24 protein-coding genes are annotated in these 24913 nt (G+C 64.3%); 23 read left to right on the top strand and 1 reads right to left on the bottom strand.

Annotation, left to right across the window (positions count from 1 at the left end):
• Positions 1–262: 262 nt before the first annotated feature.
• From RT551_RS06860 to RT551_RS06755, 22 genes are all read left to right on the top strand, one after another.
• The gene (locus tag RT551_RS06860) at positions 263–886 is read left to right on the top strand and encodes a hypothetical protein (protein WP_313456808.1); all 624 of its coding nucleotides are present in this window, start codon (positions 263–265) and stop codon (positions 884–886) included.
• Complete coding sequence (locus tag RT551_RS06855; protein ID WP_313456806.1) at positions 883–2850, top strand: phage terminase large subunit family protein; 1968 nt, start codon at positions 883–885, stop codon at positions 2848–2850. The genes RT551_RS06860 and RT551_RS06855 overlap by 4 nt, the downstream gene beginning before the upstream one ends.
• A complete protein-coding gene (locus tag RT551_RS06850; protein WP_313456805.1) occupies positions 2850–3182 on the top strand; it encodes a hypothetical protein in 333 nt (110 codons plus the stop codon). The genes RT551_RS06855 and RT551_RS06850 overlap by 1 nt, the downstream gene beginning before the upstream one ends.
• Positions 3183–3274: 92 nt before the next feature.
• Positions 3275–3490, top strand: a complete 216-nt coding sequence (locus RT551_RS06845; protein WP_282296208.1) for a DUF6148 family protein — start codon at positions 3275–3277, stop codon at positions 3488–3490.
• A complete protein-coding gene (locus RT551_RS06840) occupies positions 3490–5022 on the top strand; it encodes a phage portal protein (RefSeq protein WP_313456803.1) in 1533 nt (510 codons plus the stop codon). Before RT551_RS06845 ends, RT551_RS06840 begins: the two co-directional genes overlap by 1 nt.
• A 2-nt stretch (positions 5023–5024) precedes the next feature.
• A complete protein-coding gene (locus RT551_RS06835; RefSeq protein ID WP_313456800.1) occupies positions 5025–7259 on the top strand; it encodes a ClpP-like prohead protease/major capsid protein fusion protein in 2235 nt (744 codons plus the stop codon).
• Positions 7260–7329: 70 nt separating this feature from the next.
• Complete coding sequence (locus RT551_RS06830) at positions 7330–7695, top strand: DUF2190 family protein (RefSeq protein WP_313456798.1); 366 nt, start codon at positions 7330–7332, stop codon at positions 7693–7695.
• A gap of 78 nt (positions 7696–7773) precedes the next feature.
• The gene (locus RT551_RS06825; RefSeq protein ID WP_313456797.1) at positions 7774–8205 is read left to right on the top strand and encodes a structural protein P5; all 432 of its coding nucleotides are present in this window, start codon (positions 7774–7776) and stop codon (positions 8203–8205) included.
• Positions 8205–8543 (top strand): hypothetical protein, encoded by a 339-nt coding sequence (locus RT551_RS06820; protein WP_282296815.1) that lies wholly within the window; start codon positions 8205–8207, stop codon positions 8541–8543. Before RT551_RS06825 ends, RT551_RS06820 begins: the two co-directional genes overlap by 1 nt.
• On the top strand, positions 8540–9100 hold the full coding sequence (locus RT551_RS06815) for a lysis system i-spanin subunit Rz (RefSeq protein ID WP_313456795.1): 561 nt from the start codon (positions 8540–8542) through the stop codon (positions 9098–9100). Before RT551_RS06820 ends, RT551_RS06815 begins: the two co-directional genes overlap by 4 nt.
• Positions 9101–9109: 9 nt before the next feature.
• Complete coding sequence (locus RT551_RS06810; protein WP_313456793.1) at positions 9110–9433, top strand: hypothetical protein; 324 nt, start codon at positions 9110–9112, stop codon at positions 9431–9433.
• Positions 9426–9917 carry a hypothetical protein gene (locus RT551_RS06805; RefSeq protein ID WP_313456791.1) on the top strand — a complete coding sequence of 164 codons (492 nt, stop codon included), beginning with the start codon at positions 9426–9428 and terminating at the stop codon, positions 9915–9917. The genes RT551_RS06810 and RT551_RS06805 overlap by 8 nt, the downstream gene beginning before the upstream one ends.
• A 10-nt stretch (positions 9918–9927) precedes the next feature.
• On the top strand, positions 9928–10731 hold the full coding sequence (locus RT551_RS06800) for a hypothetical protein (protein WP_313456789.1): 804 nt from the start codon (positions 9928–9930) through the stop codon (positions 10729–10731).
• 82 nt (positions 10732–10813) lie between these two features.
• Positions 10814–11419, top strand: a complete 606-nt coding sequence (locus tag RT551_RS06795) for a hypothetical protein (protein ID WP_313456786.1) — start codon at positions 10814–10816, stop codon at positions 11417–11419.
• Positions 11419–15186 carry a Laminin subunit alpha-2 gene (locus RT551_RS06790; protein WP_313456783.1) on the top strand — a complete coding sequence of 1256 codons (3768 nt, stop codon included), beginning with the start codon at positions 11419–11421 and terminating at the stop codon, positions 15184–15186. The genes RT551_RS06795 and RT551_RS06790 overlap by 1 nt, the downstream gene beginning before the upstream one ends.
• Positions 15183–15599: a hypothetical protein gene (locus tag RT551_RS06785; RefSeq protein ID WP_313456781.1), complete on the top strand. Its 417-nt coding sequence runs from the start codon at positions 15183–15185 to the stop codon at positions 15597–15599. The genes RT551_RS06790 and RT551_RS06785 overlap by 4 nt, the downstream gene beginning before the upstream one ends.
• Positions 15600–15602: 3 nt before the next feature.
• On the top strand, positions 15603–19208 hold the full coding sequence (locus RT551_RS06780) for a hypothetical protein (protein ID WP_313456779.1): 3606 nt from the start codon (positions 15603–15605) through the stop codon (positions 19206–19208).
• Positions 19205–20197, top strand: coding sequence for a hypothetical protein (locus RT551_RS06775; protein ID WP_313456776.1), 993 nt, complete (start codon positions 19205–19207; stop codon positions 20195–20197). The genes RT551_RS06780 and RT551_RS06775 overlap by 4 nt, the downstream gene beginning before the upstream one ends.
• Positions 20198–20200: 3 nt before the next feature.
• A complete protein-coding gene (locus RT551_RS06770) occupies positions 20201–20587 on the top strand; it encodes a hypothetical protein (RefSeq protein WP_313456775.1) in 387 nt (128 codons plus the stop codon).
• A gap of 790 nt (positions 20588–21377) precedes the next feature.
• Positions 21378–22403, top strand: a complete 1026-nt coding sequence (locus RT551_RS06765; RefSeq protein WP_313456773.1) for a hypothetical protein — start codon at positions 21378–21380, stop codon at positions 22401–22403.
• Positions 22393–22629, top strand: a complete 237-nt coding sequence (locus RT551_RS06760) for a hypothetical protein (protein WP_313456770.1) — start codon at positions 22393–22395, stop codon at positions 22627–22629. The genes RT551_RS06765 and RT551_RS06760 overlap by 11 nt, the downstream gene beginning before the upstream one ends.
• A gap of 143 nt (positions 22630–22772) precedes the next feature.
• Positions 22773–23564 carry a DNA adenine methylase gene (locus tag RT551_RS06755; RefSeq protein ID WP_313456849.1) on the top strand — a complete coding sequence of 264 codons (792 nt, stop codon included), beginning with the start codon at positions 22773–22775 and terminating at the stop codon, positions 23562–23564.
• Between the two features lie 5 nt (positions 23565–23569).
• On the opposite strand, the gene RT551_RS06750 is transcribed toward RT551_RS06755, so the two are convergent.
• A complete protein-coding gene (locus tag RT551_RS06750; RefSeq protein WP_313456768.1) occupies positions 23570–24235 on the bottom strand; it encodes an SOS response-associated peptidase in 666 nt (221 codons plus the stop codon).
• A 97-nt stretch (positions 24236–24332) separates the two neighbouring features.
• Here RT551_RS06750 and RT551_RS06745 point away from each other — a divergent pair, with 97 nt between their 5' ends.
• Positions 24333–24761, top strand: a complete 429-nt coding sequence (locus RT551_RS06745) for a BLUF domain-containing protein (protein ID WP_313456765.1) — start codon at positions 24333–24335, stop codon at positions 24759–24761.
• Positions 24762–24913 lie beyond the last annotated feature (152 nt).

Raw genomic sequence — 24913 nt, 5'->3', positions numbered from 1 at the left:
GGGCTGTGCGGGACGTGCGGGGCTGCCCTAACGCACCTGCGCGGGCGTGCGCGTAGCGATGGCCCGACTACCGCCTGCCTTCATGCATGCGCCCGCGCGTATAGCTGCCCGCACGTCCCGCACGTCCCGCACAACGCAGGCGGCGCAAGCGATTCGCGGAGTTCGTTGCCCGCACGCCGCGCCGCACGTCCCGCACCCACGCTCGCGCGCGCGTTTTCTTCTGTCACTGCTCTTTTGAAAAAAAAGGAAGGGGAGGCTGTCGATGGCTTCTGAGGACGTACAGGTCACGGGCAAAGAGCTGGCGGTGCTGATCGGTTGTCGGCCGTCCTACATCGTGGAGCTGAAGAAGAAGGGCCGCCTGGTCAGCGCTGAAGACGGCAAGGGCTACCTGCGCGACGCCTCCCTGGCGCTGTACGGCCAGACTCAGGACCCCGCCTACAGTGCCGTCGCCGCCCGCCATGCGCAGGCGCGCGGCTCTTCGCTGGCAGGGGCGGGGGACGGGGCCGGCGTGGACGGCGATGACCTGGACGATGACAGCGACAGCGAGGCCAGCGGGGAGAGCACCGCTGCCCCAGCTACCCCGGATGCGAAGCGCAAGGCGAAGGCGCTGGCAGACAAAGCCGAGATTGATGCCAAGGCTGCCGCTCGCGACTACGAGGTCAGCATGGGCAAGCTGCTCGACGCCAGCCAGGTGGAGGCCGTGCTCGCTGAAGCCGCCACCGCGATTCGCGTTGAGCTGGAGCGTATGGCCGATGCCTTGGCACCGCAGCTGGCCGCAACGGCCGATGAAGCTCGGTGCCGGGAGCTGATCTGGAACGAGGTCAGCCATGCCCTGGAAGAGATGAGCCGGGGCTTCCGCTCTGCATCTGCGGTGGTGGTTGAATGACTGCACAGGCTCGCCTTCACACTGTGCTCGCCCGCTCGCTTCAGCCGCGCCGTCCCCTCACCGTGTCGCAGTGGAATGACGAACACATGCGCCTATCCAGCAAGGGCAGCAGCAAGCCCGGTCGCTGGGTGACCGCCCGCAACCCTCCGCTGCGCGAGCCGATGGACAACATGTCCGCGCGCAGCCCGGTGCACGACCAGGCCTGCATGTTCCCGATTCAGTTCGGGAAGAGCCAGATCGCCACCAACTCCATCGCCTACTGGATGGACTACGCGCCGGCCCCGATCATGTACGCGCTGCCGGGCGAGGCGTCCATGAACAAATGGGTGAATCAGAAGCTCAACCCGATGATCGAGGTGTGCAAGGCGGTGCGCAAAGCGCTGAGCAGCACCGCCAGCCGCGACAGCTCCAACCAGCGCACATTCAAAGACTTTGCCGGTGGTCAGCTCTATGTGGAGCACATGGGCAGTCCCCAGCGCCTCAAATCCACCACCGTCAAGAACCTGGTCGTGGATGAGATTGATGAAGCCCCGCAGGTGCTACTGACCGGCGATGACCCGGTGAAGATGCTGGACGGGCGAACGTCCTCTTTCCCTACCACCTACAAGCGCCTCTACATCAGCACGCCCGGCATCACCGGCTTGAGCCGGATTGCCAAGCTTTATGAAAAGTCCGATCAGCGCCGATACCATGTTCCTTGCCCGCACTGCGGCCACTTCCAGCACCTGCAGTGGAGCGGGCTGCACTGGTCGCCCGATGCGAAGCATGCCTGGTACGCCTGTAGCGAGTGCGGTGCATGTATCGAAGAGCACCACAAGGCCGACATGATCGCCGCCGGCCGCTGGGTGCCCGCCAATCCCGATTCGTCCATTCGCGGCTACCACATCAATTGCCTGTACTACCAGTTCGGCTTGGGGCCGCGCTGGATCGACCTAGTGGGTGAGTGGCTGGATGCGCAGAACGATCCGGCCTCGCTGAAGACCTTCGTCAACGACCGTCTGGCCGAGACGTGGGAAGACCCGAAGATGCGGGCGGTGAAGCACAACGTGATCGCCGACCGCGCTGAGGGCTACCGGCTGCGCCACGCGCCGCGCGGCGTGCTGGCGATCACGGTGGGTGTGGATACCCAGGACAATCGCCTTGCGGTTCACATCGTGGGGTGGGGAAGGGGGATGACCGCCTGGACGCTGGACTATTTCGAGCTGGCCGGCGACCCGGCTGAAGAAGACGTGTGGGTGGCACTGACCGATCTGCTTAACCGTCCCGTTGAACGGGAGGACGGGGTGCAGCTGCGGGCATCGGCCACGGCTATCGACGCCGGCGGCCACCGCACCGAGGCGGTGAAGAACTACGTGCGTCAGCGCAAGATAACCCGGGTCATGTGCATCTTCGGCGCGGTGCCCAACAACGCCCCAATCCTGTCCAAGGGCAAGCTGGCGGACGTGACCTGGAAGGACCGCACCGACAAGCGCGGCATCACCATTCATCACGTCGGCACTGTGGCGGCCAAGCACTACCTCTACAGCCGCTTGGCGGCTGATGCCGAGCGGCAGGCCGAGGCGCGACTGGTGCGCTTCAGTGATGAGTTGCCGCAAGAGTTCTTCCCTGGACTGGTCTCGGAGGTCTACAACCCGGTCAAGAACCGGTTCGAGAAGCGGGTCACGCGCAATGAACCGCTCGACACATGGGTGTACGCCTATGCCGCCGCGCATCACGCGGAGGTGCGTCTGCACCGATTTACCAAGTCCGACTGGGACGCTTTGGAGGCAAAGTTGGCAGCAGCGGTTGCAAGCGCGGGTACGGATTCCCGTGGAACACACGCGGGTGCCGAGAGCGGCCATGGCGATGCGCAAGGGCAGGGCACTATTGATTCCCGTGGAACAGGCGGTCAGCGGCCGGCACATGGCGGCTCCGGTGCGCGGCCGCGCACCGCAGGTTTCGGGCGTGACGGATGGGGGCTGTAATGGCAAAACGGCGAGAAACGCGTGACGAACTTCGGGAGCGCATTCTGGCGGCGATGCTCGCGGACATCGGCATCAGTGAGCGTATGGCCCAGCCCTTTGTAGACTCGGTAATGCAGTGCTTCGCTGGCGAACAACCGTACTTTCCTGCGGTGCAGAAGACCTATCCGGTGGACTCGATTCGCGCGGAGCTGAGGAAAGGGATTCCCGTGAAACACGTCATGAGACAGTTTGATGTTTCGCGTTCCAAGCTCCACGCACTGTTCCCAGGCGGCCTCCCAAAGCCGGAAAGTGCGAACGTGTCCGCCGACTCAATGAATGTGGAGACAAATTAGTTTCCGCGCGTTGAGAAATCAGCAACTTAGAGGCGTCGCTGTCCTCGACTTTATTGAAGTTCTGGACAGGCCAGCCTCTAGCCTATGCAGTCATGAAGACTGCTCAACAAATGCTGGATGCCTACATTGCCGCCGAGCAGGCTGTCCTACTCGGACAGACCTATCGTTTCGGTGAGCGACAGCTGACGCGAGCAGACCTGGCTGAGATCCGCGCAGGTCGAAAGGAGTGGCAGGCGGCAGTCACGAGGGCCGCGAGCGGTGGCCGGCGTGCGCGTTGGGCCAATGCTGATTTCGGTGGTACTACCTGATGTCGTCCGCGCTTACCGCGAAGACGCGACTGGCGGCTGCGCTCAGTGCCGACCGCGCGGTTGCAACTGCGCGCGCGCAGCTCGCTCACGTTCTGGCACGTGCGCATGAGGTCACCCGTCCGTCGCGCAATCGGAAGCTTGCCCGCGACTGGGGCAGCGGTAATGCCATCGCGAGCATGGATGCTCGCCAGCTACGCGACCAAGCACGCCACCTTGAGCGCGATCTCGATCTGGCCGATAACGCCCTGAACGTGTTAGTGCAGAACACTGTCGGCTCCGGTATCGATGTCTTGTCCGCGCCTCGCCTGCCAGGTCAGGCCATCAATCGCGAGCTTGCTCTGCAGCTGGATGAGCTTTGGGACGAATGGTGGGATGCCCCTGAAGTCACGGGTACTCACGACTACGGCATGTGCCAGCAACTGCTGGCTCGAAGCTGGTTCCGCGACGGAGACTCCTTCTACCAGGACCTGATCGGTCCGGTGCAGTATCTGGAGCACGGCACTGGCGTTCCCTACAGCATTGAGATGCTGGAGGCTGATCTTGTCCCGTTGGACTTCAACGATCCGGCGCGCAACATCAGCCAGGGCGTCGAATGCAATGCGTGGGGCAAGCCGATTGCCTACCACGTATTCAAGCGTCATCCGGGCGACCCGACCGGGAATCGCACCGAGACGAAGCGTGTGTCAGCCGAGTTCATGCACCGAATTGCCCTGGTCAAACGACTGCACCAGGTTCGCGGGTTGAGCGTTTTCGCCAGCGCGATGTCACGCTTTGAGGACGTGAAGGACTACGAAGAGTCCGAACGCATCGCGGCCAAGGTCGCCGCGTCCATGACCTTCCAAATCAAGAAGGGATCGGGTGAGGCCTACACCGGTGACTTGGGTGGAAACGCCCTGATTCAGCACGGAGTTCCGGTGCGCGAGCTGCGCCTGGCTCCGGGTGCGATTTTTGATGACCTGCTGCCCGGCGAGTCCATTGAGAGCCTCGGAACCGACCGGCCGAACCCTAATGCAGCGACGTGGCGAAAGGAGCAGTTGCGTGCCGCCGCCGGCGGCATTGGCGTCAGCTACTCCAGCCTTTCGCTGGACTACAACGGCACATACTCGGCGCAGCGCCAGGAGCTGGTGGAGAAGTGGGGTAGCTACTTGATGTTGGCTGAGCGCTTTATCGCGCTCAGTGTGCGGCCTCAGCGCGTGCGCTTCGTCCAGGCCTGCGTTCTGGCCGGACGGGTGAAGCTGCCTCGCGGCTGGACGTTGCGCAACCTCGCAGCGTCTACCTATGTGCGGCCGGTCATGCCATGGATCGACCCGCTGAAAGAAGCCTACGCCCGAGGCGAGGCAGAGGATCGCGGCTGGGTTTCGCCGCAGCAGAATACTTTGCAGTACGGCAACAACCCCGCAGAGGTCCTGCGCCAGCGCGAAGACTGGCAGGAGCAGAACCGCGACCTGATGCCGCCGGCATCCACCACCAGCGCTGAAGCCCGTGCCCGAGTAGTGGCCTCGCTACAGCACGATCTTTCGAGGAGCGAATGACCATGCACGCACGCCTGTTGGCTGCTGCCATTGCACGCTGCGTCCGAGCTGACGCAGGTAACAACCCCGAGCTGGGGCCGGCGCTGTATCAGGTGCGGGCCGAAGCCGATACGGCAGAGGTCATGATCTACGGCGCTATCGGCGGATTCCTGTTCGAGGAATCGGTGTCGGCCAGTGAGCTTGTGGAGCAGATCGGGCAGATCACCGCGTCCACCATTCACGTCAGGCTGAACAGCGTGGGTGGTGTGGTCGCCGATGGGCTGGCTATCCACAATGCGCTCAAGGCTCATGCGGCCCGCAAGGTCGTGACCGTAGAAGGCCAGGCGGCTTCCATTGCCTCTCTGATCCTGCAGGCGGGCGATGAGCGCCGGGTGTATGCCAGCTCCCTGGTGATGGTTCACGCCCCCCGCACCATTGCCGCAGGCAGTGCCACCGCCTTCCGCCAGAACGCTGATGCGCTCGATGCTCATGCCACTGCGATGTTGGAGGCGTACGCGGCCCGTTCCGGCCGCCGCGAAGAGATGGAGCGCCTGCTCACCGACGATGTGGATCACTGGTACTCCGGCCCACAAGCGGTCGATGCCGGGTTGGCTGATGTGGTGATCGATGCCGACGGCGGTGCCAGCGCTCGCCTGGCTAGCGCATCGGCGGTGGCCATCAGTGGCTACCTCCAGTCCATCGACGGCGCGGCAACCCCGGTCGTCGCTCAGCTGCGCCACCACATTGTTGCGTCCCTTTCTCCCACCGTATTCGCCTCTCTTTCTGAGGTCAGCCAGTCGGCCGTGATCGGCCATATCGAGGATCCCACCATGAACCAGCAGTACCGCCACATCCTCGCCAATGCCGGCCGCTCGACTCCGGCACCGGCAGGCGTCACCACCACCGCGCCGCCGGTCGCTCCCGTTGCGGTGAGTCCGGTACCGGTAGTTGCCGCTGCCGACCCCGTACAGGCAGCCATGGCCGCGCTGCGCGAGCGCAACACGCAGATCCAGGCGATGGCGACCCCACACATGGGCAATGCTCAGGTGCGCGAGTATGTCGATGGGGTGATGGCGCAGGCCGACTCCAACGTGACCGCTGACGCAGTGGGTCGTCACATCTTGGCCCTGCTGGCCAGCAACGCCGGTCCGCTCAACGGTGGCGCGCAGATCACCGCTGGCACTGATCAGCGCGAGCTGACCCGCGCTGCCATGTCCAATGCCATTCAGGCGCGAGCCGGACTGGAACAGCCGACCGATGGCAACCCGTATCGCGGCATGAGCATGACGGAGATTGCCCGCGCTTGTGTGCAAGCCACCGGCACCAATGTCGCTGGCATGGACCGCATGCAGATCGTGGGTCTGGCCTTCACGCACAGCACTTCGGATTTTCCGTCGTTGCTGGGCGATGCGTCGCGTCGCGCTGTGCTGCAGGGGTATCAGGAAGCGGAAGAGAACTTCGATCAGTTCACTCGCGCCGTCAATGTGTCCGACTTCAAGCCGACCAACCTGGTCGGTCTTGGGGCCTTCTCCGATCTGGACATCGTGCCGGAAGGCGGTGAATACAAGCAGGGAACCTTCAGCGAGCAGTCGCAAGCAATGAAGATCGTGACCTACGGCAAGCTGTTCACTATCACCCGTCAGGCGATCATCAACGACGATCTCGGCATATTCAGCGATGTCCCGCGCAAGATGGGTCAGGCCGCGCGCCGTACGCTGGCGAAGGCCGTCTTCGATCTGATCAACAAGAACCCGATCCTAGCCGACGGCAAGCGCCTGTTCAGTCCTGAGCATGGCAACTTGCTGCCGGCGGCGCTGATCAGCACCGCAAGCGTCGGCGCAATGCAGGCTGCAATGCGGCTGCAGAAGGATAAGAACGACAATCTCATTCAGGTGCCGATGAAAGGGCTGCTCACCCCCGTGGCGCTCGGACTGCAGGCTCGCGCTGTGCGCGAGGCAGAGTTTGCGGTCGGGACGGGAACGGGCGAGCGCGACCCCAACACCGTCCGCAACACCTTCGACGTATGGGATCACGGGCGTCTTGATGAGAAGGACGCGAAGGCGTGGTACGGCCTGGCCAACCCGTCGTTCGTGGACGGCATCGTGGTGGGCTACCTGGACGGCAACCAGTCCCCGTACCTGGAACAGGAGCAGGGCTTCACGGTGGATGGCGTTGCGTGGAAGGTCCGGCTGGACGCTGCGCCGGCCATTGCCGACTACCGGGGCATCTACAAGAACCCGGGCAATCCCCAGGCCTGACCTTTCGCTTGAACGGGCGTAGCAACTGCGCTGCGCCCGTCACCTTCCATCCTGTTTTGAGGAACGAACCATGAAGAACGCACATCAGGACGGCCGCGTGCTGGATGTGACCCTGACCAGCGACGCCAAGAGCGGCGAACTGGTGATCGAGGGCAAGCTCGTCGGTGTCGCCGTCACTGACGGCAAGGTCGACGATCTCATCGCCGTCCACGTTGAAGGCGTGTTCCTGCTGCCGAAGCTTCCTGCGGCAACTTTCGCCGTAGGCGCATCGGTGAACTGGGATACCGCCGCAAAGCAGGCGATCTCGGCAGAGGCCGGGGCGGACGAGGTCGCCAACATCGGCTTCGCCGTCAACCCCGCCGACGCGGGTGATCTGAACGTCTTCGTCCGCCTGACCCCTGGTACGGCGGAAGCCGGCGACGCCGGCGGGGCGTAACAGCTTGGCCGGCATCGCCCACATGCGCCGGGATGGCGTGGGCGATGCCGGCACTCCACTACGGTCAAGGGGATCACAATGAACAGCGCCGATACGCCGCGTGGCGTGCGCAACAACAACCCGGGCAACATCGACCGCACCGGCGTGGTGTGGCAGGGCGAAGACCGCTCCGCCGCCGCCCTGGCGAAGGAACGCCGCTTCTGCGTATTCAACACGCCCGAGGCTGGCTTCCGCGCCCTCGCAAAGACCTTGCTCACGTATCAGAAAAAGCATGGCCTGCGCACCGTCCGGGACATGATCAACCGCTGGGCACCGCCGGTCGAAAACAACACCTCGGCGTATGTACGCCAGGTTGCCAACGAGGTCGGCGTCGGTGCTACCGAGATCGTGTCTTTGTCGCGCCCGGTGACCCTTTTCCGCATGGTCCGCGCGATTGCCCGGCACGAGAACGGTGGACTGTTCTGGGCCGATTCCGTGATCGAGCAGGGTGTCAACGAGGCGCTGAACTGATGGCCGGCCCGGACGTAGGTGAAGGTGCGCCGTGGTGGTTGGCCGGTGGAATGGTCGCCTTCTGGCTCGCGCGCGAGGCGTGGGGAGCGCTGCTCTCGCGCCGGAAGGAGCGTTCCGAGACGGATGCGAACGTCGTCCTGATCGAGGGGCTGACCGGGCGCGTGAAGGCGCTGGAGGAGCGACTGACCAATCAGGACGCCCGACTGCAGCAGGAGATGGAGCTGAGACTGAAGGCTCAAGAAGATGCGAGCGCTCTGCGCACCCGCATTCGCCTCTTGGAATCCACGCTGCGCCAGCTTGGTGCTGTGATCCCCGATCCGGAAGGGGTGTCTGCATGATCCGCGCCCTCGCCATCGCCCTGGTTCTGCTGCTCGGCGTGATCGCCTGGCAGCGCGGCAGCGTCTGGAAGGCGCAGGCCAGCGCCACTTCTGCTGCTGCCGGCCAGAAGTCGGCCGAGGACGACTTGTCAGCAGCGCAGTCCGAGATCGGCCAGCTCACCACCGTGGTCGCGAAGGAGCGGGCCGACGCCAAGGCCGCCAACGCGCTGGCCGCCCGCTACGAGAAGGAGAAGACAAATGCCCAGACCGAATCCGACCGCCTGGTCGCTGAGCTGCGTGCTGGCAATAGCCGGCTGCACGACCGCTGGCAGGCCGCCGTCCACACCGCCGCACTGTCCCAGGCCGTCGCCAGCGCCAGCCAGCCTGATGGTGGAGCCGACGACCGGTACGAAAGTGCGGGCCGAATTATTGGAGCCGCCGACCAATGTGACGAAGGGCGCTGCAGGCATACGCACGACAGTGCGGAGGTGAGCCTTGATCGTCTTCCTCCAGATCCTGGCTTTCGTGGTCCTCGCCGTGGCGCTGGCGCTCTCGGTGGCTGGTCGCCGTGCCGATGAGGTAGGTCGATGAGCCAGCGTGAATTTCTGGCCGATCTGGACGCAGCCCTGCATGCGGGCTTTGCCAGTGTGGGCATGGCGGAAGTGGCTGAGTACACCGCGCCAGGTAGTTCCACGGCTGTTCCCTGCGAGGTCTATGTCGATAGAGATGTGGAAACCATCGGCGGGTTGCGGCAGTTCGTCGCCAACCGGGTCGAAGTTGCCTACGTGTGCAGGGACGGCCTCGTACTGGTTCAAGGGGGCAAGGTGAAGATCGACGGTATCACCTACACCAATTCCAAGATCGTCTCAGACGATGGCTCGCTGAGCCGCTGGACGGTGCGTCATGGCTGACCAAGTGGCGGTGCTGGCTGAGCCGGAGACCTGGCAGCTGGTCGAGTTCCTGGCTTCCCGCATCAGGTTGATCAAAGGCGACGGCTTCCGCACCACTCTCGGCGAAGGCTTGATCATCCTGGACGATGAAGATGCGCCGGCGAACATCGACACGGCTGCGACCGCGATCATCGTTGACCGCATCAGCGGCGCGTCTGCAAACCGCGTCCAGGCGACGTCGGACGTGGGGGTGGTCATCGAGTTCAGCGTGCCCCGCAATCAAGACGAAGCCCGCCCAACCCGCTTGGTACACCGCGCGCGTAAGGACCTGATGCGCGTCTTGATGATCGACGTCCGCGAACTGCCCAAAGGCTTCACCTCGTTCGAGGTTGTGGATTCCCAACTGGCCGAGGTCACCGACGACGCCGGTCATTCCAGTGTTGTCGCTCAGATCACCGCGCGGGCCGGTCTGACCGAACTGTTCCAGCCCGTGACCAACCCCTAGGAGATTCCCCATGGCTACCCAGCCCAAGGTTCGCAAGTTTGCCGGCGATCTGCGCCTGTATGAGTTCGGTGCCGGTGCGAACCGGATTCCCGTCATCCCTGACACTGACGACAAGTTCGGCAACAAGCCGCTGGAGCAAAGCTCGCTCACGTTCGGCTATGAAGCAGGCGATACCACCGAGATTAAGAGCAAGCGCCGGGATGATCGCTACAACCAGATCATTCATACCGACGCCAACCCCGGTGCCACCAGTGTGACCATTGGCGCGCTCGAAGTCCCGGCGGCCATCTTGGCACGCATGTTGTACGGCAGCGCGGTAACCGCGTCCGTGGAAGCCGGCTCCGTGAATGACCGGCCCATTACCGTCCACAGCAAGGATGCCCCTGTGAAGCTGCCCCACCGCTTCGTCACGGCGTCGCCTGTTCCGGTGGTCAAGAAGGGCAACGTTGAGCTGGAAGCTGGCACGGATTACGTGATCGACAACCGCCAGGGCATCCTGATTCCGGTGGCTGACGGGGAGATCGCGCATGGGGATGCGCTGACCATCAGCTACTCGTTCGACAGCTACCTGCACACCGCCATCAACGGCGGCGCGGTGCCCAACAAGTCGTTCATGATCCTGGGCGACGTGCAGGACCGCATTAGCGGCGAGAATGGCCTGCTGCGTATCCCGCAGGTCGATCTGACCGTGGACGGCGACGTGGACTGGTTCAGCGACGAACCGCTTCAGGTGACGCTGACTGGCCCGGTCATCTTCCGCTCGGAAGAGGACGCGCTGTACACCTTTGAGGTGTACGAGCAGACGGCGGGTTGATGGGCGCGCAGGCCGACAGCGGTCTGTTCCGGGCGGCACCCATCGTGGTGCCGTCCTGCTTTGACGTGAGCGGGGGCCGATAGTGGCGAAGTTCAACAGCTTCGGACAGACCGATATCGGCGCGTTGGCGCGGCTGGCCGCCCGAGTGGATGGCCTCTCGAAGACCGCCATCTCCAAGGCGGATTCACGCTCGATCGCGTCTGTTCGTCGTCGCTTTGAGCCGGCGGCGAAGAAAGCCATCCGGGAGGTCTACACGGTCCGTGCCGGTGACCTGAAGGGGCGCTTCAGCGTGCGGTCGGGGAAGGTTGAAGGCTCCGAGTATCTGTCGCTTCGAGCGTCCACGCAGAAGCTCTCCCTGATCGCATTCAACGGTCGTTGGGGTGGCCGAAAGACGCCGGGCGCGACCGCTGGCATCCAGGTAGGAAAGCGCAAGGTCTACACCTCGGCATTCATCGCACGCATTGGCGGCCAGCGCCGCATCGTGGTGCGCCAGTTCTCCCGAGACGCCACCGCTCCGTCTGGCCGTGATGGCCGTCGCAAGCTGCGGATTCTGGGTGGTGCGAGCGCTTTCCAAATGGTGATGGGTGAGAACGAGATCGTCGCCAGCAAGTTGGCGCGCGAGATGAACGAGTACCGCAGTAGCGAGTTGATCCGTCAGCTGCAGCTGGCACGAAAGAGGAAGCGTTGATGGCAGGCACGGCGGCATTCGAGGAAGCACTGCGGCTGGTCCTTGAGACCAGTGGCACCGAGGGCGTCGATCAGCTGCGGGTTGCCCTCGAGCAGATGGGCATCGCAACGGAGGATGCAGGCGCAGACACGGCCAAGCTGGTTGACAGGTTGGTCGAACTGAACAGCACCGCCGGCAAGGCCAATGCCTTTGACGGGATGATGCAGTCCCTGGCCGAGCTGGAGCAGCGCTACGACGCTAACCAGCGCGCCGCCTATTCGCTCAGCCTTCAGATCGCCGAGATGGCGCGGCCGTCGCGCGAACTGCTGCAGGAGCAGAAGTCGCTCCGGGCGGAAGGCGACAAACTGCAGGCGTCCCTCAACAAGCAATGGGAAGCGGTCGCCAAGGCCGATAGCGAACTGCGGGAGCTGGGCGTAGATACTGCCCAGCTGGCCGCCGGTCAGCAGCGCCTGCGCACCGAGGCAACCCGGACTGCGCAGGCGTTCACCGAACAGGCGAAGGCGTCGGCCCAGGCCGCCGCAGAGACGCGTCGGCGCAACCAGCAGATCCAGGACAGCGACGAACAGTTCCGGGCGCAGGCGCGTTCCAGCACCGCCGCGGCCGAATCACTGAAGGCTTACCGCGACCGTGCCAACCAGGCCACGCGGGACACTGTGGAGCTGGGAGCGGCCGCCGGTGCCACCAGCTCGGTGATGGACAAGCTCAAGGGCGTGGCAGCTGCTGCGCTGGGCTTCATTGGGTTCAGCAAGATCGTTGATGGCATCCGCAGCATCGTTACCGAGGGTAGCGATGCGGAGCAGGAACTTGCGCAATTGGAGGCGGCCCTGGCCGCGACCGGTCGCCAGGGTGAGTTCACCGCCGACCAGCTGGCCCAGATGCGCCGGCAGCTACAGGGCGGGCTGTTCGATGACGGCGAGATATCCAAAGCGCAAGTGCGCATGCTGTCCTACACCAACATCGTCGGCGAGCAGTTCCCGCAGGCGATGCAGATCACCATCGACCAGGCGCAGCGCCTGGGCATCAGCCTGGAGCAGTCGGCTGAGGTGGTGGGCAAGGCGCTGCAGACGCCTTCCAAGGCCATGGAGTCCCTGAGCAAACAGGGGTTCACGCTGACCGCCAGCCAGAAACAACTGATTACCCAGTTGGAGGCCACCGGCCGCGTGGCTGAAGCCCAGACCATCATTCTGGAGCTGCTGACGGAATCCTACGGTGGCGCGGCGGCAGCGGCGAAGGTGGGCACCATCGCTGGTCTGTGGAAGGCCGCAACCGAGCGCTTCAAGGACTGGAAGCAGGAGGTCGCCGACCAGGGCGTGCTGACGTACTTCAAGAGCCAGCTGCAGGAGATGCTGGAGCTGGCAGACCGGCTGGCGAAAGACGGCACCCTCACTCGCTGGGCAAGGCAGACGGCCGATGCCATCGTGGCGATGGCGAGTGCTGCCCGCACTGCGACCACGTGGGTAGTCGAGCACAGCAGCGCCCTGATTACCCTGGGCAAGGCGTTTGCCACATTCGCCATTGTCCGCGCGATTGTGCAGATGAACACCTGGCGCATCGCACTGATTGCGTCTACGAAGGCGCAGCTTGCAAGTGCTGCGGCCATGGATGCCACCGGTAAGGGCGCGCTGACCCTGGGCAACATCCTGCGCCGGTTGCCAGCTGCGGTACCGATCACCGTGGCGCTGCTGGGCGTGGAGCTGGTGACCAAGGGCCTGCAGAGCATGGGCGAAGCTCTGGGCGAGGAATTGGGTAAGAACAGCCAGGCCAGTAAAGAGGCCGGCGAGTTCATGCGCCAGATGCGGGAGCAGATGTATCTCCAGGGCATCGCCTACAAATCCTTGGCCGTGGAAGTAGCGTCGTTCGGACAGGTGTCGGTGAAGTCCATGGCGGAGGTGGCGGCCCTGGGTGAGCAGGAGCGCCAGTCCTATCAGACCCGTCTGGATGGTCTGAAGCAGTACCTGAGCGCCCAGTTCGGCTACCTGTATACCCAGCAGCAGATGGGGCTTGCCACTCAGGAGCAGCTGGCTCAGCTGGAACAGGTGCGTGCACGGCTTGCGGAAGTGGCTACTGGGTTCCAGGCACTCGCGGCCGGCTCGAAAGTCGCGGGGGATGCGCTCAAGGCAGGGATCGGTGCGGGTGCTCAGCTGGTGGTGGACCAGCTCCAGGGCATCGGCCGTGACTCGAAGCTGGCCGTCACTGAGATTGGCAAGCTCTTCCAGAGCCTGAACTACACCGACTCCAACGCGCTCGGCGACGTTGCACTGGCGCTGGCTTCCATCGCAGAAGAGGGAGCCGGGGCGGCCCGCAATGTCCGTGACGGCCTGATGGCCACTTTGCAGCAGCTCAGCGGCGAAGAGCTGTCCCGCTTCCAGGCCGCAGCGCAGGCGGCGTTCGCCTCGCTGCCATCGGCGGCCACTAACACCACCGTGGTGCTGGAACAGACCCTGTTGGCTGCAATGACGAAGCTGGGGGTTTCTGCAGAGCGGATGGGCATGAGCTTCACCGCCGCTGGGCGGAACGCCAATGCCGCGTTCGCGACGGTGGTGGAAAACGCGCTTGCCACCAGCGCCCAGATCGAGACGGCCTTCAAAGCCGCGCTTGGCAATGTCGCCACGCTGGACGAAGCCAAGGCGCTGGGCGCGCAGCTGCAGGCGGCGGGGCAGCAGGGCAAGTTGGGGTTCGACCAGGCGGAGCGTTCGGCAGCGGCGCTGAATGCCCGCATCCGCGAAATCACCAACGCGATGAATCCGCTGAACGATGAGTTCGGTCGGTTGGGGATCCAGTCCCAGGCGTCGCTGGACGCGGCGCGTGACGCGGCAAAAGACGCGTTTGAGGCCATCCGCAATGGCGCGGCGCGGGGGCAGGCCGCGATTGAAGACGTGCGGCGCGCGTTCGTCGCTTACTCCAATACGGCTCGCGCAGCAGTGGCAAACAGCGACAAATGGAAGCGCGACCAGGTGGATGCTCAGCTGGCTGTGCAGGGTGCCACCTATGCCACCAACCAAGAGCTGTCGCAGCAGGGCGAAGCCGGCGTGGCCGCAGGCCAGGCTGTCGCCCAGGGCGGTGCCCAAGCGACGCAGGCGATGGAGCAGGTGCAGACGGCAGCTGCGGAGGCGGCCAGCAGCGTGGCGTCGGTAGGGGCGGCGGCCGGCGGTGCCAGCGGCACGTTGACCAAGGCATCCGCCGCTGCCAGCGGCTTCTCGATGAACATGGGCACGATTTCCGCAAAGACCCGGGAACTGCTCAGCCAGATCGGCGGGCCACGGGGTTTGCAGCAGTTCGCCAACATTTGGAACAGTCTGGCTGCGCAGCGCCGTGAGCTGGAAGCCTATAAACAGGAGCAGGCGGAAGTTCTGCAGGGCATGGACGAACTGTCCAAGCAGCGCCGGCAGTTGGCGCAGCGCTTTGACTTGGTGGGCGAGGGGGAGCTGGAGGAAGTCCTCCAGATCGAGCAGCAGATCGAGGCCAAGCACGCCGAGCGCCGCCGCGCCGCTGCGGAAGAGCGCCGGGCCAGGCTGGATGCTGCCCAGGAAGAGGCGGCATTGCAGGCAGAGGCGGACGCCAAGCGCGTCAGCAAAGGCAGTGGTGGCAGCGCCGGCGGCGATGTCCTGCGAATCGAATGGTCAGCGCCCAGCCGGAGCGTGGCTGCAAGCGCCTCTGCGGCGGATCGTGAGCAGGCTGAGCGCATCGCGGGCCTGGTCGTGCCCATGGTCATGGACAAGCTGGCGCGCAGCAAGAGCGTGTCTGTCCGCGCCGGAGGCCACCGATGAGTCGCATTTTGTTGGCTGGAATCGTGCTGCCGGCGGACCTGCAGTGGATGGATGAATTCACCGCGTGGCGGGTGGGGCAACAGGTAAAGACCAGCCTGACCGGGGCGCGGATCGTCCAGGAATCGGCACTTCAGGCGGGCCGGCCGATCACCCTGCAGACCCAGACCGAGGGCAACACCTACATCGGCCCGGTCACCTTGGATGTGCTGCGCCAGCTGCAGGCGAGCGAGGAACAGCCCCGGGTTGGTTCCCTACAGCTGATGATGCCTGACCACAACACCGGGGAGCGGACGTTCGAGGTGCGCTGGCGGCGCTCGGAGGGCGCTGCGCTCGAAGCCGTCCCCATCAACTATGCCGTGCCCGCGTTGGACGGCGACTACTTCTCCATCACCCTGCGATTGATGACGGTGTAACCCATGACGATTTCCGCAACAGATATCAAGATGCGTCAGTCCCAGCGCCTGACCGATAACCCCGATGGGGGTGGTCGGATGGTGCAGGCCGAAGTGGTGGACGGGCAGATGAACAACCTGTTCCCCGACATCGGCGACGAAGAGCGCACCACCGGCCGCGCCACGCTGCGCAAGATGTTCGTGCACGTGGACACCCCTGGCACCGATGTGCTCAAGGATGTGATCGGCGTGCTGCTGGATCCGCCGGCGGACCCGAAAGTGCAGGTGAGCATGTTTGCCACCGGCAGCTACAGCGACGTGCGCCGCGATGCGCGTAACCGGGTGGAGGGCTACATCACCCGCAACGTCGAATCCCGCTACGTGCTGCTGAGCAACCATTACGCCGGGCAGATGTCCGTGCAGTTCTACTGCATGAAGGACGCGCCCAGCCCAGATATCAACGACAACCTGTGCCTATTTGTCAGTGCCCCCGGCTACACGGCCAACGAGCAGTACATCCGTGTAAAGAGTGTCCTCTCACGCACCACCAGTACCTTCCACGATGATCAGGGGGCGTTTGATCGCGACGTGATCATCATCGAGACCGTCACCGCACTGCTGTTTGACTTCCCGGGGCAGGAGGCCATTCGCCAGACCAGCATCAAGCCGCCGACCCGCATCTATGAAACCAACGTGGTTGACGCTACCAGCTATCACAGCGTCAAGCGCCTGACCGCAGCGGCCAAGCCGGGCGATCTGTCGGTCCAGGTCGATACCCCGTATGTGACCATCGTCCCCACCTCGACTGCTGAGACGCCCGTCAGTGACGTGCTGGCAGGTCTGGGGACGATCAGCTACGTACCGGCCGGTGCCGCCGGTGCGCTGACCCTTAACTTCTCCTCGGGCTTCTCCGCCGGTGTAGGTGTTACGCGTTTCCTCGGCACGCCCATGGTGCTCGGCTCGGTCAGGGTTGTGGCCGGCAGTGTCGAGTTGAGCGACGACGGCAGGGGGGCACTGGCCTCCACCGGTTCATCGCCCTGGTCGGGATCGGTGGATTACCAGGCCGGCTCCATCACGCTGGTCAGCGCCAATAACGTGGGTTCCACAGCCGTCAGTGTGACTGCGCGACCGGCTGGTGCCATCGTTGCTCAGGGCTTCTCCGACCAGGTGCAGGTCACCCGCAACAACCAGGGCTACAACTGGCTGTTCCAAATTGCCCCGCTACCGGCCCCTGGCACGGTGGTTGTGGATTACCGCGCCTTGGGGAAATGGAACCGCCTGCAGGACAACGGGCAAGGCCAGTTGGTGGGCAAGCCGGGGCAGGGCAGTGGCTCGATCAATTACGCGACCGGCGCGGTGGTGCTCACCGCCGGCGCGCTGCCGGATCTGGACAGCAGCGTGCTCACCAGCTGGGGCACGCCGGTGCTGGCTGAGGCTCGCGCCGGTGATGCGGCCATTGAGCCGCCCGCGCTGCACTTCCTGCTTGGCAACGACGGCGTGGTGCCGGGCACGGCGCGGTTCACCCTGCGCGTGGGTGGCAGTGACGTCCTGGTGACCGATGACGGTGCTGGCCGGTTGTTGATCGGGTCGTCCGTGCGAGGGTCGATCACCTACGCCACCGGCGAGGTGATGATCCGTCCGGTGTCGCTGCCTGACGCGGACAGTCAGCTCGCATGTGAGTACGACTATGGGCAGGCGTTGGCCCTGACCGTGCAGCCCGTGCCCGACGCGTCCGGCGTTGTTCCGATCCAGATTCCGGAGGGGCCGGTGTCGGCCGGCAGTCTCCGGTTGGACTGGTTGATCTCGGTCAACAAGGGCGCTGACGGCCTTCCCGGTGCGCCCCAGGTCATGCGTGTCACGGCACGTGACGACGGGCAGGGTAATGTCGTCGGGGTTGAGATTGATGGGCAGTCCCTGACGGCAACGCTCGGGTCGATCAACTACGCCACCGGTGCGCTGAACCTGCAGGCTGGCAAGTTCACCGTGCACGCTGTCTCGATACCGATTTATGAGGTGGTGACCGGACGCGGCCTGAAGGTCATCGGCTACTACCGCAAGGATGTGGAGGCGATCTTCTCGGCAGGCACTCTGATTTCGCTGGGCTGGATGGTCGCCGGTGAAACGCAGACGACCTCCACCGAGGCGCTTCCGTTGCCGCCGGTGCAGCTGCTGCTCACGCCAACGATCAGCGACAGCATCGTGCCTGGCAGCGTCCGCTTCACCTACAAGGGGCGGACCTACGTCGACCGCAATGGCGGCCTGTACTACAACATCGATCCGGTGTCCGGAGCGGGCACGTATGGTGGCTCCATCGACTATGCCGCAGGGGCGGTGAACCTCACCCAGTGGTCGGCCGGCGGTGCCAATACGGTGACCATCCAGTCGCTGCTTACGCGCGTAGCCGATCCGGGTACGGCCAGTGTGTACTTCCGCGCCCCAGGCTCGCCGCTGCGGGCGGGGGTGTTCACGATGCGGGCGGTCACCGTCGATGGGCAGCAGCTCATCGCCACGACTGACGTCAACGGCAATATCAGCGGGGGGCAGATCAGCGGAACGGTTGACTGGGAGACCGGTGTCGCCAAGGTTTCCTTCGGGCAGATGGTGCTCGCGGCTGGTAACGAAGGTCAGCCCTGGTTTGACCCGGCGACCGTGGTGGGCGATCAGGTCTGGAAGCCCACCTTGGTGCTGCCCGGCACGATCTTCATCGGCGCTGTGGTGTTCCGCTCGATCCCGCTCTCCGCCGTGGTGATCGGGTTGGAGTCGGTCCGACTCCCCGCCGATGGCCGCGTGCCTGCCTTCAAGGCGGGGCAGACGGTGCTGGTCCACCACACCGCCAAGCACAGCATCGCCTCGCCGCAGGCGAATCAGGTGGTGGCCTTCGGGCGCACGCGTGTCGCGGCCGTGGAGGTTGTGGACGCCCTGGGCGTCCCCGTAGACAGCGCCTGGTACACCTACGACCTGCAGCAGGGGAGGTTGACCTTCAGCAGCCCGCTGAACCTGTCCGCCTACCAGCTGCCTATCGTGGTGTCAGAGCGCATTGAAGACCGTCGCCTGGTGGTGCAGCCGCAGATCACCGGCGAGATCGAGCTGAACAACGGACTTAGCCACGACTATCCGGCCGGCGAAGCCATGATCAGCACGGCCCTGCGTCTGGGGGAGGCCAATGGTTCACTGGATCTGCAGGCCCGCGTCGTCAACCTGTTCGACCAGGCCGCGTGGAGCAACACGTGGAGCGACCTGCTGGCGGGCAGCTCCGCGCCCGGCACCTACAACGACACCGACTTCCCGCTGGTGCTCACCAACAGCGATGCCATCACGGAACGCTGGGCGATCCGGTTCACCAATGCCACCAGCTTTGAAGTGATCGGCGAGACGGTGGGTACCATCGCCACCGGCAGCATCAGCGTGGACTGTGCCCCGATTAACCCGCGCACCAACCGCCCCTACTTCACGATCCGCCGGCAGGGCTGGGGCGGCGGCTGGTCCACCAACAACGTCGTGCGGTTCAACACCATCGGCGGCTTGGCCCCGGTGTGGCTGGTCCGCACGACCCTTCCCGGCGCTCCCGAGGGCGTTGTGGATTCCACCCGCTTCCTCGTAGTAGGCAACGTTTCCGGAGATAACGCATGAGCTTGATTCCTACCGTTTATAAGAGTTCTGACCCTGGCGCGCCGCTGCTGTCCGGTGATCCCGGTGCGCTGGTGGCGTTGCTAGATCTGCTGCTGGTGGATGGGTATGGCAGCGGGGCAAATCGCAAAGCTGGGATGGGATGGACCAAGGCATTCACCGGCACAAACGTACGCGCATACCGCAATTCCGTTCTCAATGGGACGGGCTACTACCTGCGCGTGGATGACACCGCGCAACGCTCGGCGCTGGTTCGTGGCTTCTCTGCCATGACCGACATTGATACCGGCACTGATGCTACCCCCTCGGTGGCCCTAAAGGCGGCGGGATCGCGCTGGGAGAAATCCTTTGTCGCGAGTAGCGAGGGGCGCGCGTGGGTTGCGGTGGGCAACGAGAAGTTCTTCTATCTCTTCATCGATACCAGTAATGCATTTTCAAGTGCTGGATCTGCTGCTATGCATCCACACTATGCAGGCGATATCACTTCACTCAAGCCGGGTGACCGACACAACTTCGTGGTTTCGTACAAAGGCTCCGACACGGAAGGATCGAACAGCATTGGCTTCAGCTTACGGGCTGTTTCGACCATGAACACCGCTCCAACCTCGGACGCTACGACGTACTTGTTTCTGGCACGGAACTATCAGGCAGTGCCCGGCTCTATGCGGTCCTCGCTCTACTTCGATGGGCAGACTCAGACGCGAGGAATTGGAACAGACACCAACATGCCTACGTACCCATTCCCTGTGAACAACGGCCTGCTGTATTCCCCGGTGGTTGTTCTAGAGACAAATATGACGCCGCGTGGGTATCTGCCCGGTCTGTATGCCCCGTTGCACCTTCGTCCCTTCCCGGAGATGGCGTTGTTGCGTGACGTGGCGGGGTTCCCGTCCGGGACCGAGCTGCTCGCAAAGGGCTTTCAGGCCGATCAAATGACCTATAACCAAAGCTACTGCGGTCAGGTGCTGATTGACATTTCTAGCGAGTGGTAAGACATGCCGATTTCTGCAGCAAGAATGGGCTTCAGAACATCTCTCGTCCGATTGGTGCCGGCGACGCTAGGCGCTCGCTTCGGCATGCGCGCTTCGACTCGGCAACTGTTTGCCGGGCCGGGGTTCCTTGCAGGCGAGGGACCGGCGGGCACCGAACCAGACGAGATCGACGGGCGCTTCCGGATTCTGAATCAGCCGGCTCGTGGTCGGATCCACGTGCTGGAGCGGAGCACCGGTATCTGTATCGCCAGCACGATGAGTAATACCGACGGCACCTGGCGGATTGACCGCCTTGACCCAAGTCTGCCAATGACTGTGATCGGCTACGACGATACGGGGATGCAGAACGCGGCTATCCAGGACTGGGTGCTCCCAGCCGTCGAGGAGTAGCGCGGTGGCCACGGACGTGAAGCGCGTCTCCCTCAACCTTGGGCCGCTCTCGCTGGCCGCCGGCTCACACGTCGCACTCAACCTCGGCGTGGAGTGGAGCAGCGTGGATCCGCCCGAGCAGCCCGACGCTACCCTGCGCCGAGCGGTCGGTCTGTATTGGCAACCCGGCCACCGCATGGGCCGGGTTGCCACAGTTGCATGGTCGCAGGCCGGCTCAGGCCGCGCTTCTGCTTCGGTGGACTGGCGGTTGCAGCAGCCGTCGGCACGGTCGTCCGTGTCGTTGGCGTGGACGTTCGCCCCTTCTTCTGCTGGCGTCACCGGACTTCACTGGTCCGCCCGCATGGAACAGCGGCGCACGGCGGTGTCGGTCCCGTGGCAAGCCATGGACCGGCACCATGCGGCGGTAGGGTTCGCATGGCGCTCCAGCGGCCGAGTGCGGCAGGCGGTGCGCCTCCCATACCGAACCCTGCGCGCCACGGCGCAGCAGCTGCTGCTGCGGTGGGGCGGTGCCTCCATCACGTCCCGAGGGCATCAGGTGCCCTGGCAGTTGGCGTCTCGCTGGGAGAGCAAGCGAGACGTGCCGTGGGGGCCGGCGGAGCCCCTCCCGTGGATCGTACGGCCGCCGGTTATCCCGCCGGAGCCTGAGCCGGAGCCGCCGCCCTACGGCACTCCAGGTGCGCGCGTGGGACTCAACCTCAGCTGCCTTCCGCTTCGCACACGCGGCTTGGCGGCCCTGAACCTTGGCGTCGCTGCGTGCTACGTGGTGCGCCCTCATCAAAGGACATACGTTGTGATCAACAGTATTTCAGTGGTCCGCCTGCCGGACCGGCTGCCTATCGAGATGGCCGGGGTTGCCATCAACACCAGCTGCGATGCTTGGGGATCCACCTTCGACTTCGAGCTGGCCGACACCGCGCAGCTGCCGCTGCTCAAGCCCTCAGCGGCCGGCCCGCGTCAGGTGGAGGTCACCCTCAATGGCTATGTCTGGACGGCGCTGGTGGAGAGCTACAGCACTCGTCGCGAGTGGGGCGGCAGTGGCATCAGTCTGACCGGCCGGTCCCGCACAGCGCTGTTGGCCGCGCCCTACGCCCCGGGCCGGGTGAAGGTGACCACAGAAGACAGGTCGGTGGCCCAGTTGGTCAACGAGGAGCTGGCAGACACCGGGTTCACGGCGTCCTACGACACTGTTGACTGGCTGGTGCCGGCCGGAGCCTGGTTCTATGACGCGACCACCGCGCTGGATGCCATCAGCCGCCTCGCCGAGGCCAGCGGTGGGGTAGTGCAGTCAGACCCCGCTGCCCAGACGCTCCAGGTGCGCGCGCGCTATCCCCACAGCCCCTGGCACTGGAAGGAGCGCACGCCTGACCATGTGATCTATGAGGACGTGGTAAGCAACGAAAGCCTACAGATGCGCAGTGCGCCGCTCTACGACGCGGTTGTGGTCACCGGCGAGCTGGCCGGCAAGGGCGTCACCTGCAAGGTGCGCCGCAGCGGTGAGGCGGGGCAGCTGTACGCGCCGCAGTCCAGCAGTCCGCTCATCAGTACGGCGGCGGCCGGTACCGAGCGCGGTCGCAACATTCTGTCGGACAGGGGCGAGCAGGCGTTGGTCGAGCTTGTCATCCCGCTATTCGGCGGCCCGCTCCGGCCGGGTGAGGTGGGGCGAGTGAGGCCGCTCGACCTGGTGGAGGTGGTTGGGGAAGAGGGCACGTGGCACGGCCTTTGTATCGCCGCACGGACCGAGGCGCGAACCAACGATAAGGCCATCGTGATCGAGCAGACCATCACCCTGGAGAGGCACTACACCGATGCGGACTGAACTGTGGGACAACTTCAATGGGCTGCTGGGTGGTCAAGCGCGGTTGCTTGGTACCGTCACCGCGCACAATGCGGACGGCACCAGCAGCCTCACCACGTACGACGGCGCGCAGATGCGTGTAGTTGGCCAACTCAGCCAGGCGATTCCGTACAATGCATGGGTACGCGAAGGCCGAATGATCGAGGCCGCGCCAAACCTCCCGCTGATTGAGGTGGAGGTCGGATAGAAGACAGGGCTGTGGTCGAATGCCTGCAAGCAATTGACCACCGCCGCAACACAGGTGTTCTCACCACCTGGCTTTGGCTGAAGCCCTGCGCCCTCGAAGGAGCGCAGGGATTGTCGCCGTTACACATCGCAAAGGTTGAGAACATGCCAAACCCCATCATTTCGTGGCCGGGCGGTAAGCGTCGGCTGCTGAAACACCTTTACCCGCACTTCCCGGCGCACTCCACGTACGTCGAAGCATTCGCCGGTGGAGCGGCCGCACTCCTCATGCGACCGACCCCTGCACCGCTCGAAGTTCTGAACGACATCAACGGTGACCTGGTCACGCTCTACCGCTGCGTGCGGCACCATCTGGACGAATTCGTGCGAATGTTCCGGTGGGCGCTCGTCTCGCGCCAGATGTTTGAGTGGGCGCAGATGGAGCGGCCGGAAACACTTACGGACATCCAGCGCGCCGCGCGCTTCTACTACCTGCAGAAGCTCGCGTTTGGTGGGAAAGTGCAGGGGCAGAGCTTTGGCGTGGTCGCGTCCGGCTTGGGGCCTCGCCTCAACCTGCTCCGTATCGAAGAGGAACTGAGCGCAGTGCACCTGCGTCTCGCCTGTGTCGTCATCGAGCGCCTACAGTGGCATGAGTGTGTCGCGCGCTACGACCGGCCTGAAACGCTCTTTTACCTCGATCCGCCGTACTGGGAGACGGAAGGTTACGGCGTTGACTTCCCGTTCTCGGAGTATGAGCGCATCGCCGACCTGATGAGGTCCGTCCAAGGGAAGCTCGTGGTGTCGATCAACGACCACCCGGAGATTCGCCGTGTGTTCGAAGGCTTTGAGCTGGTGCCGCTGCAGATCGGATACACGATAGGTGGAGGGCAGGGCAGCAAGCTCGCAGGCGAGTTGATCATCAAGTCATGGGATGACCGGCAAGCCCGGCTGGTGTAGCGCCGTCACGCAACGGCCTGGAGGAGGTCATCTCGGTTGTTGCGAGGGGAGTTCACCGCGCGGCTGACGCGATAGGCCTCCATGGCCGGAGGCTCGGAGGCCAGAAGCATGCTCATGGCGTCGTCAGGATCAGCCGTAATCCATGCTTCGGCCAGGTCGAGTCCCAGCCACACCGGCATCCGGTCGTGGATATCGGCCGAAACGCCGCTGCTGTCCCCGGTGATGATCGTGAAGGTGCCCAGATTATCGGCGTCCAGCAGCGGGCTGGCGTCCTCCCAGAGTCCGGCCGCCCACAGCGGCTCGGACGCATGGATGAACCACGGGTCTTTCTTCCCGTCCTCGGCGTTGACCGACCATTCGTAGTAGCCGGCCATGGGCACCAAGCATCGACGCTTCTTGAACGCTGCCCGGAAGGCGGGCTTGGTGGCCACCGTTTCGATTCGGGCGTTGATGGTAGACCCCTGCAGGCTCTTGGCCTTGGCCCACAATGGCAGCAGTCCCCAGGCCATCCGGGTGAGCTGCGGCCCCGTTCCCCGATCCAGAAGCACCGACGCGCGTTGTGTGGGCGCAAGGTTGTAGTTGGCCGGCATGGCGACCAGGTCGCCCACCAGTTCGGGGAAGGCGAAGCTGCCTTTTGCCTTGATCGGGGTCTGGACGAACCGGCCGCACATGGCGGAACCATACCCTACCGTCTATCCAGATTCCGTCACATTGGCCCTTTAGGCCTGATAGCCTTGGCAGACAGGGGCGTTTAGATAGGGAGGAGGCATGATGCCTCTACGGTCGCTTGTCTATTGCAGTGAGGCAGTGCCAGGGCTGACCGTTGACCAGATTGACTATCTGGCGCGGGATGCCGCAGCCCATAACCGAATTGCTGGGGTGACAGGTGTCCTTCTGAGTGACGGCCGCCGGTTCCTTCAGTACATCGAGGGTCCCGAAGATGGGATGGCACTCACCTACTCACGGATTCTGAACTCGCGCAGCCACCGGGAGATCGTAGAGTTGGGCCATAGCCGAGGCAGTACACGGCGCTTTCCGTACTGGTCGATGCGCTGGATTCCAGTCAAGGAACGGGATTTCAGGATGGCCGCGCACAGCGAATGGCGGGGTCTCACTCAACGCCGGGAAGAGTCGGTATTTCAAGTACCGACGGGTATTGACCGAATGCAGGCCCTGGTCCGCCCGCACATAAACTGAGGTCTTGGGCATCTTCGCGCCGGCTTCACCGGGCCAGTCGCAGATTCAGCAGCAGCGCGGGGAGACATCCGCCTACGGGCCTAGTGCCCACCCTGGCAGGCTTCACCCGGATGCGTGGACACCCCCGCCGACTCCCTCGGCTTGACCACGGA

This window comes from Stenotrophomonas sp. (assembly GCF_032103445.1).
Taxonomy (GTDB): Bacteria; Pseudomonadota; Gammaproteobacteria; order Xanthomonadales; family Xanthomonadaceae; genus Stenotrophomonas.
The sequence above is the reverse complement of the archived record's forward strand: the minus strand, read 5'-3'. Positions and strand labels throughout refer to the sequence as shown.

Coding starts and splice junctions, on each gene's coding strand:
- RT551_RS06830 (WP_313456798.1), top strand. CDS start 7,330: ATGAAGAACGCACATCAGGACGGCCGCGTGCTGGATGTGACCCTGACC.
- RT551_RS06800 (WP_313456789.1), top strand. CDS start 9,928: ATGGCTACCCAGCCCAAGGTTCGCAAGTTTGCCGGCGATCTGCGCCTG.
- RT551_RS06790 (WP_313456783.1), top strand. CDS start 11,419: ATGGCAGGCACGGCGGCATTCGAGGAAGCACTGCGGCTGGTCCTTGAG.
- RT551_RS06835 (WP_313456800.1), top strand. CDS start 5,025: ATGCACGCACGCCTGTTGGCTGCTGCCATTGCACGCTGCGTCCGAGCT.
- RT551_RS06780 (WP_313456779.1), top strand. CDS start 15,603: ATGACGATTTCCGCAACAGATATCAAGATGCGTCAGTCCCAGCGCCTG.
- RT551_RS06845 (WP_282296208.1), top strand. CDS start 3,275: ATGAAGACTGCTCAACAAATGCTGGATGCCTACATTGCCGCCGAGCAG.
- RT551_RS06755 (WP_313456849.1), top strand. CDS start 22,773: ATGCCAAACCCCATCATTTCGTGGCCGGGCGGTAAGCGTCGGCTGCTG.
- RT551_RS06770 (WP_313456775.1), top strand. CDS start 20,201: ATGCCGATTTCTGCAGCAAGAATGGGCTTCAGAACATCTCTCGTCCGA.
- RT551_RS06810 (WP_313456793.1), top strand. CDS start 9,110: ATGAGCCAGCGTGAATTTCTGGCCGATCTGGACGCAGCCCTGCATGCG.
- RT551_RS06785 (WP_313456781.1), top strand. CDS start 15,183: ATGAGTCGCATTTTGTTGGCTGGAATCGTGCTGCCGGCGGACCTGCAG.
- RT551_RS06815 (WP_313456795.1), top strand. CDS start 8,540: ATGATCCGCGCCCTCGCCATCGCCCTGGTTCTGCTGCTCGGCGTGATC.
- RT551_RS06860 (WP_313456808.1), top strand. CDS start 263: ATGGCTTCTGAGGACGTACAGGTCACGGGCAAAGAGCTGGCGGTGCTG.
- RT551_RS06825 (WP_313456797.1), top strand. CDS start 7,774: ATGAACAGCGCCGATACGCCGCGTGGCGTGCGCAACAACAACCCGGGC.
- RT551_RS06855 (WP_313456806.1), top strand. CDS start 883: ATGACTGCACAGGCTCGCCTTCACACTGTGCTCGCCCGCTCGCTTCAG.
- RT551_RS06850 (WP_313456805.1), top strand. CDS start 2,850: ATGGCAAAACGGCGAGAAACGCGTGACGAACTTCGGGAGCGCATTCTG.
- RT551_RS06820 (WP_282296815.1), top strand. CDS start 8,205: ATGGCCGGCCCGGACGTAGGTGAAGGTGCGCCGTGGTGGTTGGCCGGT.
- RT551_RS06760 (WP_313456770.1), top strand. CDS start 22,393: ATGCGGACTGAACTGTGGGACAACTTCAATGGGCTGCTGGGTGGTCAA.
- RT551_RS06840 (WP_313456803.1), top strand. CDS start 3,490: ATGTCGTCCGCGCTTACCGCGAAGACGCGACTGGCGGCTGCGCTCAGT.
- RT551_RS06775 (WP_313456776.1), top strand. CDS start 19,205: ATGAGCTTGATTCCTACCGTTTATAAGAGTTCTGACCCTGGCGCGCCG.
- RT551_RS06745 (WP_313456765.1), top strand. CDS start 24,333: ATGATGCCTCTACGGTCGCTTGTCTATTGCAGTGAGGCAGTGCCAGGG.
- RT551_RS06805 (WP_313456791.1), top strand. CDS start 9,426: ATGGCTGACCAAGTGGCGGTGCTGGCTGAGCCGGAGACCTGGCAGCTG.
- RT551_RS06750 (WP_313456768.1), bottom strand. CDS start 24,235: ATGTGCGGCCGGTTCGTCCAGACCCCGATCAAGGCAAAAGGCAGCTTC.